This is a genomic window from Huijunlia imazamoxiresistens, assembly GCF_037132455.1.
Classification (GTDB): domain Bacteria; phylum Bacteroidota; class Bacteroidia; order Chitinophagales; family Chitinophagaceae; genus Flavisolibacter; species Flavisolibacter imazamoxiresistens.
The window spans coordinates 21,951-37,148 of the sequence record NZ_JBBBEI010000028.1 but is presented as its reverse complement, the minus strand read 5'-3'; the positions used below and the strand labels follow the sequence as shown (position 1 = coordinate 37,148).

Here is a 15,198-nt window from a genome sequence, read left to right as displayed (position 1 = left end):
TCCTTTTCAAGGGGTGCATTTTTGTTTTCAGTACTAAGGCGGAGGTGGCATATAATTAATAGGAGCAGCCATGTGCGGCAATTCTTCAGGTATACGGCCTGCCCTAGGCGGCGAAGCGGTTAAAAAGAACAAAATAGTCCATTGTTTGCCAGGTCACCCTTTTTGTGGTTCTGGTGCCGGTTCCTGGCCCAGGAAAGGGATAATTGCCGGTGGGGATTTGCCGGACAATTAAAAAAAGCGCCTTCTTTTTTTGAAAAGAAAGGCCTTAAAATTTTATTCCTTTGGGTTCCAAGTAATTTTCCCAATTCTTGTTTAAACATTAATATGTAGATCAGAGCTCATCTGTGTCGGAATTCACCTGTCTTTTCACCTTTTTCACCTGCCTATTTTAGGATTCTACGGAGTTGTTTTACCAGGTCCTGTTGAATTGATTAATTTGGATATAGAAAATAATCATACGTATGCTGGGAGTGAAAATAGTAAAATGTTCCATCAATGCAGTAAAACATGTCATTGTTCAGCCTACGGAACCATTCTACTTTTATGCTCCCGGTTTTACTTCAAAAATGCTTGCTAAAACCAGCTTTTCTATCACATTCAACGATTAATAAAGTCAATGCTTATGAAGCAATTATTGCTTGCCGTAGGAGTATCGCTGATTATTTCAGTGCCTACCCTGGCTACTCCCCGCTCCGACAGCGACCCTGCCTTTCTCAGAGAGTATTTCAAGAATGACCCGATCTCCGGTAAGGTGACCAATGACAAGGGCGAACCCCTGGCTGGTGTGACCGTGCAGGTGAAAGGATTGTCTACCTCCGCGGTAACGAATGCAGAGGGTGCCTTCTCCATCAACGTACCTACCGGCGCTTCTACTCTGGTGTTCTCCTTTGTGGGCATGGAGCGGAAGGAAGTAAGCATTGCCGGAAAATCAACTTTTCAAATTCAGCTGAAGAGCGCTGAAACCACCCTTACAGATGTGGTGGTAGTGGGCTACGGCAGCCAGAAGAAATCGGATGTTACCGGTTCCGTAGTGGCCGTTGATCCCAAGAAACTGGAAGACATGCCGGTGCGCACGCTTACAGAAGCGCTGGCCGGACAGGTTCCCGGTTTGAACGTTTCCGGTGGTAACTCCCGCCCCGGTGTGAACGCCTCGCTGAGCATCCGCCAGACCTTCGGCTGGGGTAAGGACGCCAGCAGCCCCAACCCCCTGATTGTAATTGATGATGTGATCCAGGTGGATCCCAGCACCGGTCTTCCCTCGATGGAGCAGTTCAACCTGCTGGATCCCACCGAAGTGGAAAGCATTACAGTGCTGCGGGACGGTACCGCCGCCATTTACGGCTCCCGTGCCGCCCAGGGCGCCATCATCGTGAAAACGAAGAAAGGCAAAACCGGTCCTCCGAAAATTTCTTATTCCGGTAAATTCGAGTATAACGACGCCGTAGGTCATGTGAAAACCATGAACGCCTACGAGTATGGCGTGTTCGCCAACCGTTTCGGCCGTGCCGCCGGCTGGCAGAAGGAGCAATTCTTCAGCGATGCCGAGCTGGACACGATGAAAACCCTCAACTACGACTGGCGCAAAGAAGCCTGGAAACCCGCCGGTGGCATGCAGCATTCGCTGAACGTTAGCGGCGGTTCGGACAGGGCTACCTACTTTGCCGGCGCCACTTACTTTACCCAAAGCGCCAACCTGGGCGAGCAGGATTACAACCGCTGGACCTTCCGTACCGGTACCGATGTGAAAGTGGCGAACAACCTGAAACTGAGCGCTACGCTTTCTGCCAACAACTTTACCCTGGAAAAGTCCTTTACCAAGCTCACCGGTATCAACGACGGCAGCTACGGCAAGCAATCGGAACAAAACGACTACCTCATCTTAAGCCACATGCCCCAGTACATTCCCTGGACCACCACGGTGAATGGGGTACAGCAATTCGTTTCTCCCGCCCTGGCGCCCAACCGCGCTTTGACTACCCCTGCGGGACAAAACAACATGGCCGGCTGGAACTACTTCGCCATGCTGAACAACGGTTCGAAAACTTCTTCCGAGAACTTCTCCTACAACACCAACTTTTCACTTCAGTATGATGTGCCGTTTGTAAAAGGCTTATCATTGAAAGGAACGTACGGTCTTAACTATATGCTGGAGAATTCCGACCAGGTGTCCATGCCGCAAATGCTGGCCCTGGCCCTCACCAACAACCAGGCAGGCAAACACCTGTATGGCACCGGCTCCAACTATATTGTTGCTGAAAACAAACAGGGCGCCCGCGTATCGTATTCCGACGCCGTAGGCAAGTCCGAGCAGATGAACTTCTTTGCCACCTACGACAAGACCATCGGCCTGCACAGCATCTCTGCCCTGGCCTCCGTGGAACGTGCCGAGCAGGACTGGCAGAAGAAATACGTAATCTACGACAACCCCCTGGCCAACGCCTATAACGGCGCCTCCACCACGGCCGGTACCCTGAACACTTCCAACTCTTATGTAAGCCGTATGGAAGGTGGTACCCTGTCGTACTTGGGTCGCATCAACTACAACTACAACAGTAAATACCTGCTGTCGTTCCTGCTGCGCTCCGATGCCTCTACCAAATTCGCTCCCGAGAACTACTGGGGCACTTTCCCGAGCCTTTCCGCCGGCTGGGTAATTTCGAAAGAAAACTTTTTCCGCGATAACGTTCGCTTCGTTGACAACCTGAAGCTGCGGGCTTCGGTAGGTTTGACCGGTAACGATAACGTAAAACCCTGGCGCTGGACACAGATGTACTCCTATGCTGCCGACAAGGGCCTCGGATTCGGCGCCAATGGCGGCACCCTGGTGGCCGGTGTCACTCCTGACCCCGCCCCGAACAGGGCCGCTACCTGGGACAAGTCCCTGAAGCGCACCTTCGGTATCGATGCCTCGTTCCTGAAGAACCGCCTGTCGCTGAGCGTGGACCACTACCGCGACAATATTTCCAACATCCTGACGCCTATGGCCGGTATGATCGGCATGCCCATCAGCGTAGGTGGCGCTTTCTCCGAACAGAACTTCAGCGCCGTGAAAGCCTGGGGTACCGAACTGAGCGCCAACTGGAAAGACCGCGTAGGACAAGTGGATTACAGCATCGGCATGAACTTCGGCACCGGCAACAACAAGGTGACCAAGTACTTCGAGCTTCCCTTTAACTTCCCTTCCGCCAACCTGCGTATGGAAGGACAGTCTTCCAGCATTTACCCTTACTGGGGCTTTGAAACCTGGAAAAACACTTCTGCCGGCGACGGCATGCTGCGGACCGACGCAGATATCGATTCCTACTGGGCTTACCTGACCGACCTGGCAACCAAGGCAGGAACTACACCTTCCTTCCTGGGTATCACCAACAAGAACAGCCTGAAAAAAGGTATGCTTGTCTACCAGGATAAAGGCGGACCGCTGAATGCTGCAAACAAAACCATCGGCGGACAGAACGGTAGAATTGAAAAGACCGGCGAGGATTATGTACAATTGCTGAAAGAAAACAGGAGCTACGGCGCCAACACCAACCTGAGCGTTTCCTGGAAAGGCATCACCGTTAACGCCCAGATCGCTACTTCCTGGGGTGGTTGGAACAGCCTGGATTATATCAAGCAGGGCACCAGCTCCTCCAACATGTTCTGGTCGCACGAGGTGTTCATGAACGATATGTACGACAGCACCGACAACCCGAACGGCAAATACCCGAACCTGTATTACTTTGATCAGAACGGTACCCCTTCGGATTTCTGGAAAGTTTCTTCCTTCCGCAGCTATGTGCGCAGCATGACCGTTGGTTATTCCCTGCCCAAAGACCTCTCCCGGAGACTGCATACCGAAGGCGTTCGCTTCTCCCTGTCGGGCTTCAACCTGTGGGATTTTTACAACCCCTACCCGAAAAAGTACCGTTCCATGTATGATGCTCCCGATGTGGACTATCCGACACTGCGTACCTGGGCACTGGGTGTAAACGTCACTTTCTAATCAATCAAAATCCATCGTTCTATTACCATTATTATCATGAAAAAGATTAAAATATTCTTATACTTATCCCTGGCTGCTGCAATGGCTACTGGCTGCAAGCAGGACTTCCTGGAGGAAAAGAAGAGTTACGATAAATTAGACGAAAGCCTCTTCACCAACGAAACGCAAACCGGCTGGTATATTGACCGGGTGTATTTCGATTATTTTTCGGCCTATAAATCGCCCCTGTCCACCGTTGTCGGCACTTATGACGGCACCCGGTCGCAGATGACCGAGGAAATCGGCGGCACGATTCCCAAGTGGATCAACCCCAACCTGACCTACACGAACGCCGCCGATGCGGATGCTTATTATGGAGCAGCCCTTTCGTCCAGTGTGACCAATAACCCGTATACCCGGATCCGTTACGCCAACTTCCTGCTGGAGAAAATGGAAACCGTAGGCCAGACATTGTCCGCGCAGTTCCGTGACCGCGCCAAAGGGCAGATGTTTTTCCTGAGAGGCCTGCAGTATTTTGAACTGGTGCGTATTTACGGAGGCGTACCCCTGGTGACCAAGGTAACCGACGTGAGCGCTACCGACGAGAGCATCAAACTGCCCCGAGCCACTGCTGCCGAGTGTTTCGCCCGCATTGCGGCCGACTTCGACTCTGCTGCCGCCCTGCTGCCTCCTACCTGGGAAGCCACCAACTGGGGCCGCTTCACCAGCGGTGCGGCACTGGCCATGAAAAGCCGTGCCCTGCTGACCTTCGCCAGCCCCCTGTTCAACCCGAACTGGGACAATGCAGGTGACGAACGCTGGCAGAAGGCCCTCGAGGCCGGCCTGGCTGCGGAAACTGCCTTAACCTCCGCCGGATATGGCCTGTACGGCTCTACCGCCAAGGAGTGGGGTGAAATGTGGTATTCGCGGGATAACGTCTTCAACAAGGAAGCCATCATGGTGCAGCTGTTGTCGAACTCCACAGCCGCTTCCGGTGTCTCCAACAACGGCTGGGAACGCTCCGTCCGCCTGACCAAACAAGCCGGCGGTGGCGGTGTGGCCGCTCCCAAGGATATGATCGACCTGTTTCCCATGGCCGACGGCTCCCGCCCGGTTGTCGGCAGCAACTACGACAGCCTGAACTTCTTCATGAACCGCGACCCCCGGTTTTACCGCACCTTCGCCTTCTCCGGTTCTAAGTGGCCCACGAAGGACAGTGCCAACGACGTGGTTTGGCTGTACCGCTGGAAAAACGGGAACACCTCCGTGTACAGCGATGGTAACAGCGTCAACAGCCCCGCCGTTGTGCGTAAAATGTCGAACCCCAACGCGGTTATGGCTACCCTGGCCAACTCCGGTACCGATATCATGGAATACCGTTATGCCGAATTGCTGCTGAACATCGCCGAATGTTATGCTGCCAAGGGTGACATCGGCAACGCTGTCAACTACCTGGGTAAAATCCGTGCCCGTGTGGGCATTCCTTCCGCCAACAACTATGGCATCGGTACCCCGGCGGATAAATACCAGGCACTGGAAGCCGTACTGTACGAGCGCCGCGTGGAACTGGCCTATGAAGGCAAACGTTTTTGGGATATCCATCGCTGGATGCTGTACGATGACGTGAACGGTGACCAGACCAACGCGAAACTGGGCATTGCCAAGATCAACGGCACCCAGCGTGTCGGCCGCAACTGGCAGTACAAAACCACTGCTTCGTCTGCCGATCCCCTGCTGGCCACCCGCAAGAGCATGATCTCCGGCATTGACCCTGATGCGTCCAACTTCAGCGCACAGCTGGACAGCCTGAAAAAGTTCGTTACCAATAATATTGTCGTACTGAATACCGATCAACCGGTTGACCGCGATAACAACGTGGCGGTGTCGATCAACTTCAGACCCCATTATTACATCCAGGGTCTGACCGCTACTATTCTTTCCCAAAACCCCTGGTTGCAACAAACCATCGGTTGGAATGATTACAGCGGAGCCCCCGGAACGTTCGATTTCAAAAAATAAGCAACTGATTGTTGTTGTAAAGGCTGTCTCAACGTAATAGTTGAGACAGCCTTTCTTTTTTTCAAGCCTTTTGAGATAGCCAAAGGCCAGGCCGGGTGCAACAAAGCTGGGTAAATATCCTGTTTTTCAGTTGCTCATGTATAACATAATAGTCCATTATTTGCAAAACAAACTGTCCTGCTCTTGCCAAAAAAATTTCCTTTATCGCTTCTCCTACAGTCCTTTCTAGGTATACGGTTAAAAATTCGGAACGACTCGACTGTAATAAAAAAATGAAAATGGATTTTGGCTACATAGTTTTACTTATTAAAACCGTTGAATCTCATCTTATTTAACACCTCTTTATCGTATTTCGCCTGCTAAATGGTAGGATTCGCCGAGTCGAGGCGGTTGTTTGGTTGGAATTGAGAAATTTGCAGGTGCAGGACAGTTGGTTGCACTATTTACTTAAAAAGCAGTAAAATAGTCCATCACTTCAGTAAAACCTGACATTTTCCAGATGAGCTTTCTAATCTATTTTTAATCTCTGTTAAAAGAATGTGATAAGCTAACCTGGATCACCACCACTTCACTTTTTTTATTAAACAACGACAATGCTTATGAAGCAACTCTTGCTTGCCCTGGGAGTTACACTGGTCATTTCCGTGCCTTCACTGGCCACTCCCCATGCTGTCTCTGACCCGTTTTTCCGCAATGAATTTTTTAAGAACGATCCCATCAAGGGTAAAGTCACCAACGACAAAGGCGAACCGCTGTCCGGCGTTACTGTGCAGGTTAAAGGAAGCGCCAAAAGCGTGGTGACCGATGCCGATGGAAATTACAGCATTGATGTTCCCGCCAATGCTGCGCTGGTCTTTACCTATGTGGGTATGGAATCCCAAACCGTATCAGCCGGTGGCAAAACCATGCTCAACCTGAAAATGAAGGGCATTGAAAGTACCTTGAACGACGTAGTGGTGGTAGGGTATGGTACCAAGAAAAAAGCCAACGTTATCGGCGCCGTTTCCTCCATCCGTGCCGAAGAAGTAGAAGACCTTCCGGTAGCCAACCTGGGTACCGCCCTGATGAACCGCGTACCGGGGGTAGGGGTGAGCGTTGCCTCGGGTAAGCCGGGTGCCACCACCACCATCAGCATCCGCAATCCCACCACTTTCAGCGCTTCCGCAGGCCTGGGCCTGACTTCGGACCCGCTCTATGTTATCGATGGGTTGATCCTGCCCAAAACAGACTTCGACAACCTCGATGCCAGCCTGATCGAGTCCATCACCTTCCTGAAAGATGCCTCGGCTGCCGTTTATGGTGCGGCTGGTGCCAAAGGGGTAGTGCTGGTGACTACCAAAAAAGGGAAGCCCGGCAAGCCCAAGATCAGCTACACCGGCTATTACGGGCATTCCGACGCCACGGTAAAGCCCAAGGTGCTCAGCGCCTATGAGCACGCCAAAATGCTCAACGACGGCTATGAGCTGAACAACTCAGCCTTTAACAGCCGTTTTTCCCAAAACGATCTCAATTACCTTGCTACCGATCCGTACAAAAGCTGGTATGATGAATTCTGGAAGCCTGCCGGCCTGATGCGCCAGGTGATCAACGTCAGCGGCGGCAACGACCGGGTAACCTTCTTTGCCGGCGGTAACTATTATAAAGAGACCGGCAACTACGCCGACATCTCGATCCAGAAATACGGTATTCGTTCAGGCATGAACGCCAAAATTACCGACGGCCTTACCGCCAACATCAGCCTGAATACCGATTTCTCCCGCGATAACCGCAATACGCTGAAAGGAGCCAGCGCGGAAACCGATGACCAAACCATCCGGGCCCTGTTCCTGACGCCCCAGTGGGTGCCGCTCAGCCTAAACGGTAAATACAACGCCTGGAACGGTCCCAACCCTCCCGGCCGCTGGAACCCCCAGGCCATGTTCGAGACCGAAAGCTACAAGTGGAACAAATCGCAGGGCATGACCCTCAACACCTCGCTGGAGTACAAGCCCGCCTTTGTAAAAGGCCTGACGGCCCGCGTTCAGTTTGGTAAGGTGAACCGCAGCGGTGGCTCCAAGGAATACTATGCCCCTTATATTGCCTACGACCTGGGTACCATGGGACAAAACGGCCTGTTGTTCGATACCGCGAAGAATGCCACCGCTACTTCCCGGACCATTTCCAACAACGACCAGATCCTGACCAACTCCAACAACGCCAGCAGCTACCAGGTCAACGCTTCACTGGCCTATGCCCGCTCCATCGGCAAGCATGATTTCGACGTGATGGTGCTGAGCGAACAGAACGAAAGCACCAGCGACGTGCTGCAGGTGTACCGGACTGGCCAACTGATCCCGGATGTGGACCAGTACTGGGCATATCCCATCACCACCACCACCATCCAAACCGCTACCAATAACGAGGCCGGCAAGCGGTCGTACCTGGGACGAGCCAACTATTCGTTCGACAACAAATACCTGGTAGAAGTGATCGCCCGCTACGACGGTTCGGCCAACTTCCACCCCGATTACCGCTGGGGTCTGTTTCCCTCGGTAGGCCTGGCCTGGAGGCTCAGCGAAGAGAACTTCATCCGCGATAACTTTCATTTCATCAACAACCTGAAGGTCCGCGCCAACTACGGACTGGTAGGGGATGACCGGGTAAACAACTACCAATACAAGGCCCGCTATACCCAAACTACCGGCGCCCTGTTCGGTACCACGCCTTCCAACGGTCTGGATCCCAGCATCGTACCCAACCCCCAGATCAGCTGGGAAAAGGCCCGCACCAAGAACCTGGGCGTTGATGCCGAACTGTTCAAGAACAAGCTGTCCGTTACGGCGGAATTTTACCATCGCCACACTTACGACGGCCTGGACAACATGAGCAACTCCACCATCCCGACGACCGCCGGTGTCACAACCGGTATCACCAACTATGGTATCCAGGACAGCTGGGGTACCGAGTTCTCGATCGGCTACCGCGGCTCGGTGACTCGTGATTTGAAGTTTAACGTCGACCTGAACTTTGGAACTTCGGACAACCAGATGATCCAGACATATTACAATCCCAACAACCTGGCCCTGCCGTACGAAGAGTACAAGGTGATGATCGGCAAAAGCTCGCGTAAATACAATGGCAGCAACTACGGCTTTATCGCCAAGGAAATCCTGCGTACCCAGGCGGAAGTGGACGCCCTGCTGGCGAAAAACCCCAACTACAAGATCGGCGGCGTGAAGCCCCAGGTAGGCTTTTTGGACTACGTGGACGTGAACAACGACGGTAAGATCGACGACTGGGATATCGTGCCCATGTTCGATAATACTTCCACCATCGTCGGTGGCGGCCTGTCCGTTGGCCTGAGCTGGAAGGACCTGAAGTTCAACACCAACATTCAGTGGTCCTTTGGCGGAAAGAAATTTTATGATTCGGAAGCCCGTAAGGTGCCCACCACCACGCAGAACGCCGTGGAATTCTGGGCCGACCACTGGACGGCGGAAAACCCGAACGCAAAGTTCCCCCGCGCCGATGCGCCCCTGGCCAAGGAAAATTCCACCTTCTGGGCGGTTACCGGTACCACCAGCCGGATCAACAACATGGTGCTTTCGTACAAAATGCCCAAGCGCATCTCCGAAGCACTGCGGATCCCCGATTTCCGCGCCGTGATCACCGGCACCAACCTGTGGAGCCTTTACAACCCCCTGAAATATAAGGATCCTTCCACCAGCAACTTTGCCTCTTACCCCACCCTGAGAACCATCTCCCTGGGTATCAACGCCTCCTTGTAATTGCGTGAATTTTTCTAAACTAATTATTGAAATGAAGTACTTGAATATATCTTCTCTGAAGAAAGCGGCAGCCGGCATGGCCATGGCTACCGTTTTCCTGAGCTGCTCCAAAAACGTTTTCGATAAAAAAGACCTCAACGGCGTGGACGTGGGCATCTGGGATACCGAAGGCGCCGTGAACCTTTTCCTGAATAAAACCTACGACCTGATCATACCGCAATGGCCGGTAGCCGGTGGCATCCACAACACCACCGATGAAATGAACAGCGCCAGTACCGCCCTGCTGTACGGCCAGCTGACCGGCAACGAGATCACCGATATTTATTCCGGCAACAATGCCACCGGCAACCGGTATTTCGACATCCGCCGCTGTTCGGAGGCCATCGAGGGGCTGACGAACAGTAACCTGGCCCCCGATCTGAAGGCAAAGCTGAAAGGCCAGTTCTATTTCCTGCGCGCCCTGACCTATTTCAACCAGGTGCGCCTCTACGGCGGCATCCCCTTGGTCCTGAAGACCCAGGACCTGGTCAACGATGACCTGGCAGTGCCCCGTGCCTCCACCAAGGACTGTATCGAAGCCATCGTTCGCGACCTGGATTCCTGCTACGCCTTGCCGGCTACCTGGCCTTCCGCCGAGCAAGGAAAGGTAGTGAAAGGCGCCGCCATGGCCCTGAAGGGAAAAGCACTGATGTACTGGGCCAGCCCGCAGTTTAACCCCGGCAACGATATTACTCGCTGGCAGAAAGCCTACGAGGCCTGCAAAGCCGCCTACGATACCTGTAAGGCCCACGGGTATGCGCTCAACCCCGATTTCTCCAAGATCTTTACCGACGAGACGGCCGCCAACAAGGAGCCCCTCCTGATCCGCAAGCACGATGCGGTTTCCGTGAACCCGGGCCGTGGTACCAATATTGAAGCTGCGATCCGTCCCTTTTCCGAAGCCGCCAGCGGCACCGGATCCTACCGGCCTACCTGGAACCTGGTAAAGATGTTCCCTATGAAGGACGGCTCCCTTCCCTACAAAGCCGACGGAACCGTCAATACGGCTTCCGGCTATGACGAGCTTTTATACTGGAAGGACCGCGACCCGCGCCTCGAGCAAACCCTGGCCTACAACGGCAGCGTTTGGGCCCTGAGCGGGAAAGGCGGCCGCCGGCAGTGGGTATACCAGAACCTGGTGGAAGACGGCAGCAACGTTTCGGCTACAGGTTTTTATACCAAGAAGTTCTCGATTCCTTCGCTTTCCGCCACAGCGGCCGTGTATAACAGCAATACCGGCGGCGGCAGCGGCATGGACTGGGTGGAAATGCGCTTCGCCGAGGTGCTGGTGAACTATGCCGAATGCGCCAACGAGATCGGCAACCTGTCCGAGGCCAAGGACCTCGTCCGCTTACTGCGCCAGCGTGCAGGCATCGTTGCCGGCGCCCAGGATTACGGACTTGCACTGGCCAGCACCGCCGACCAGATGCGCGACCTGATCCTGAATGAGCGTGCCGTGGAGTTCGCCATGGAAGGCAAACGTTACCATGACCTGCGCCGCACCAAGCGCTTCCACCTGCTGTCCGGTACGGTTCGCCAGGGTATCCGGCTGACCGCCAAGGATCCCTATATCGCCGGTAACCCTCCCGCTAACCCGGTAGCCGGTAAGATTTACCTGGATGCACTGACCCCGACCGGCGCACGTAACCGCGATACCATCAACATCAACAACAAGGAAGTGTACAACAAGATCTTTAAAGTGGATCTGGTAACTCTGGATGGAGCGAACTCCATCACCTACCCGCAAAACTATTATTTCTATCCCCTGCCTTCCGGCGTGGTCTCCTCCAGCTATGTGATCGAACAGACCATTGGCTGGCCCGGCGGCACCTACGATCCCCTGAAACAGTAACTTTCCCGACAGAAAAACGGAATCATCACCATCAAACGCATTTTCATGAAAAGAAACAATATATTTTTTGGATCCCTTTTCCTGGCGGGCTTGCTGCTGGGAAGCTGTACCAAAAATGCAGAACCGATTTCCTATGGCGTGTCGATCAACTATAAGAACAGTAGCGCCAAAGCCCTTACCGGGGATGTTACCCTGAATCCCAAGGACACCATTTATCTGGATTTCGACATAACTTCTGCATCCGAAGACATCAAGTTCCTGGAGATCCAGAAGAATAACACCAGGATCGATACCATGAACATCGATCCGTCGAAGCCCAGGAGCTTTTCCGGCTTTAAGAAATACGTAACGGACAGCATTCCCGGGCAATATACCTACCGGATTTTCGCCCGCAATGCAGAGAACGTGTTCATCGGCGATGGCAGCAAAACCCTTACGGTGACCATTCAGCCCGACTTCATCTACTACACCCTGCGCCAGCTGAATGTTCCGGACACGGTGGCGAAAGTGAAGGAGAGCTATTTCTCCACCACTACCGGTCAAACCTACAGCTATACCACCGGTGCTGGCCAAAGCAACCTGATCGATTTTGGCTATTTCTTCGATACCACCAATTTGTCGTCGTCCACCGGGCCCAAGAACACCATTTATGCCCTGACGGCTAACCCCTTCCAGCCGTACGACCTTTCGTCCTGGACAAAGAATGCCACGATCATGAAGAAGGTGACCTCGGGTTCGATCACCCCCGGCGCTTATACCTTCGACAGGTTGAATTCGGCCGGAGCCCTACGCGCCGCCGGCCTTTCCAACCTGGCGTCGGGTACTTCCAATAAGATCACCCAATTGGCTGCCGGTAACATCATCCTGTTCAAAACCGCCGCCGGTAAATACGGAGCCATCAACATCAATTATGTGGATGGCGCCACGCAGAACGGCATGCCCCGGTTCGTAAACATCGATGTGAAGATCGAAAAGTAAACAAGTGACAACTAAAAGCACCCAAAAGCCCCGGAACCAGTCCGGGGCTTTTGGCGTTAAAACAGCTGCCTGCGCGGGTGCATTCGGGTATCCAGGCAATAAAGCAGCTTCATCTTTTTAAAAGACCCGGTAGTTCCTCTGAGAAGAAAATAATCCATTGTCCTCCTTTTTTTTAACGCTAATTAACTTTTCTCCCTATCCTTTTTTCCTATGCAGATAAAACAATTTTTAACCGGGTACTGCGGGCTCGTCCCTCGGCACTTCCGCTTATTTTGATCGATGGTAAAACATCAGTATGAAAATTAATGTTTAAACTCTTCCGCCTGAACGATCTTTTTCCCTCGTTGACCTCCAGTTTCGGGCATTTTGCGGATGCGGCCTATGGCTCCTGGTGAATTCGCGTAACTTGGTTTAGCAAACGAAAACGTTACGCGGATGAGTGAATTAATAGTAAAATGTTCCATCAGGTTAGTAAAACCTGACATTGCCGGCGGAAAGGAACCATTCTAATTTTATGCCTCCGGCGGATCAGTTATCAAAACCACTAAAAACGGATTTCACCGGGATTTCTTTTACATGTTTTAAACGAGTTTGCCCATGAACCCCTCATTGCTAACCCTCGGATCTTCGCTCGTCGTAGCAATTTCCACCCTGGCTACCCCAGCCGTTGTATTTATTACCCAAGACTTTTCCGGTCCCGCAGGATCGATGGTGATCAAAGGAAAATAATCCTTTCCCGCCCTTACGCTCCCCGTAATAAATCCAATCCACCAGCCAAAAAAACTTAAACCGTTCACAATCTACCAAACGAATATTCAGAATGAAAAAAAATGCAGTTCGCTCCTTGATGGTTGCCTCCGCCATTTGCCTGGCGTCCTCTGCCATGGCGCAATACCCCTCCATTCCCGCGGATGTACAGCGCTGGTCCGACTCCCTGATGGGCGTTTCCCGTAAGCGCTCCGATGATGCCTGGACCAAGGCCCTTCCCATCATTGAAAAGGAAGCCCGTGAAGGCAAGCCCTTTATTCCCTGGGCTGCCCGCCCGGACGACCTGCCCCAGGCCTCGATCCCGGCCTTCCCCGGTGCGGAAGGCGGTGGCAAGTACACCTTCGGCGGCCGCGGCGGTAACGTATACGTGGTGACCAACCTCGAAGACAGCGGCCCCGGTTCTTTCCGCTGGGCCTGCGAACAAGGCGGCGCCCGCACCGTTGTATTCAACGTTGCCGGTATCATCAAACTGAAAACTCCCGTAGTGATCCGCGCTCCCTATATCACCATTGCCGGCCAGACCGCTCCCGGCGACGGCGTGTGCATTGCCGGTGAAACCGTTTGGATCAACACCCACGACGTGATCGTGCGCTACATGCGCTTCCGTCGCGGGGAAACCAACGTAGGCCGCCGCGACGACGCCATCGGCGGCAACCCGATCGGCAACATCATCATCGACCACGTTTCCGCTTCCTGGGGCCTGGACGAGAACATGTCGATGTACCGCCACATGTACAACGACAGCACCGGTTCGATCGAGCAAAAGCTGGGCACCGTGAACATCACCATCCAGAACTCGATCTTCGCCGAAGCCCTCGATACCTGGAACCACGCCTTCGGCAGCACCCTGGGCGGCGAGAACTGTACGTTCATGCGCAACCTGTGGGCCAACAACGCCGGCCGTAACCCCTCTATCGGCTGGAACGGTATCTTCAACTTCGCCAACAACGTCGTATACAACTGGGTACACCGCTCCATCGACGGCGGCGACTACCGCGCCAACTACAACATCATTAACAACTATTTCAAACCGGGTCCGGCCACCCCGACCAACTCCCCGGTGGGCCACCGTATCCTGAAGCCTGAATCGGGCCGCAGCAAGCTGAAATACCACGTGTATGGAAAGGCTTATGTGAACGGCAACATCATGGAAGGCAACGACAAGGTGACCAAGGACAACTGGAACGGCGGCGTACAAGTGGAAGAGCTGTCCAATACCGGCGAGCATACCGCCAACATGAAGTGGAGCAAGCCCCTGCCCATGGCCCCGATCACCATCCTGCCCACCAAAGACGCGTTTAACTACGTAATGGACAACGTAGGCGCCACCCTTCCCCGCCGTGATGCCGTGGATACCCGCGTGACCAAGCAGGTGAAAACCGGCAAGGTGGAAGTACCCGCCGGCGTAGTAGCGCCCACCGAACAGTTCAAGCACCGCCGCATGCCCCTGGATTCGTACAAGCAAGGTATCATCACCGACATCAGCCAGGTGGGTGGTTACCCCGAGTACAAAGGCACGCCCTATAAAGATTCCGACAACGACGGCATGCCCGACGCCTGGGAAATCAAAAACGGCCTGAACCCGAAAAACGCTGCCGACGCCTCCCTGGACCGCAACAAGGACGGCTACACCAACATCGAAGAATACCTGAACAGCGTTATCGATGTATCGACCGTGAAACCGGCAGTCGCCAAAAAATAAGTTTCTAAGTTCCTGAGTTCCTAAGTTCCTGAGTTCGTTGAGTACCTGAAGTTTACTTTAAGCCATTGCTGGTAAAGAGAAAACTCAGGAACTCAGGAACTTAGGAACT

Annotated in this window: 6 protein-coding genes; all 6 read left to right on the top strand. The window is 53.4% G+C overall.

Going from position 1 to position 15,198, the window contains the following annotated elements; all coding sequences use genetic code 11:
- The first annotated feature begins 622 nt into the window (after positions 1 to 622).
- The 6 genes from V9K67_RS22850 (at position 623) to V9K67_RS22825 (ending at position 15,089) form a co-directional block, all read left to right on the top strand.
- The gene (locus tag V9K67_RS22850) at positions 623 to 3,985 is read left to right on the top strand and encodes a SusC/RagA family TonB-linked outer membrane protein (RefSeq protein ID WP_336726635.1); all 3,363 of its coding nucleotides are present in this window, start codon (positions 623 to 625) and stop codon (positions 3,983 to 3,985) included.
- 36 nt (positions 3,986 to 4,021) lie between these two features.
- A complete protein-coding gene (locus V9K67_RS22845; RefSeq protein WP_336726633.1) occupies positions 4,022 to 5,983 on the top strand; it encodes a RagB/SusD family nutrient uptake outer membrane protein in 1,962 nt (653 codons plus the stop codon).
- A gap of 599 nt (positions 5,984 to 6,582) precedes the next feature.
- Positions 6,583 to 9,750 carry a SusC/RagA family TonB-linked outer membrane protein gene (locus V9K67_RS22840; RefSeq protein ID WP_336726631.1) on the top strand — a complete coding sequence of 1,056 codons (3,168 nt, stop codon included), beginning with the start codon at positions 6,583 to 6,585 and terminating at the stop codon, positions 9,748 to 9,750.
- A 31-nt stretch (positions 9,751 to 9,781) separates the two neighbouring features.
- The gene (locus tag V9K67_RS22835; RefSeq protein WP_336726628.1) at positions 9,782 to 11,641 is read left to right on the top strand and encodes a RagB/SusD family nutrient uptake outer membrane protein; all 1,860 of its coding nucleotides are present in this window, start codon (positions 9,782 to 9,784) and stop codon (positions 11,639 to 11,641) included.
- A 45-nt stretch (positions 11,642 to 11,686) separates the two neighbouring features.
- Positions 11,687 to 12,619, top strand: a complete 933-nt coding sequence (locus V9K67_RS22830; protein WP_336726625.1) for a hypothetical protein — start codon at positions 11,687 to 11,689, stop codon at positions 12,617 to 12,619.
- A gap of 820 nt (positions 12,620 to 13,439) precedes the next feature.
- Positions 13,440 to 15,089: a polysaccharide lyase gene (locus tag V9K67_RS22825; protein WP_336726624.1), complete on the top strand. Its 1,650-nt coding sequence runs from the start codon at positions 13,440 to 13,442 to the stop codon at positions 15,087 to 15,089.
- Positions 15,090 to 15,198: the final 109 nt, after the last annotated feature.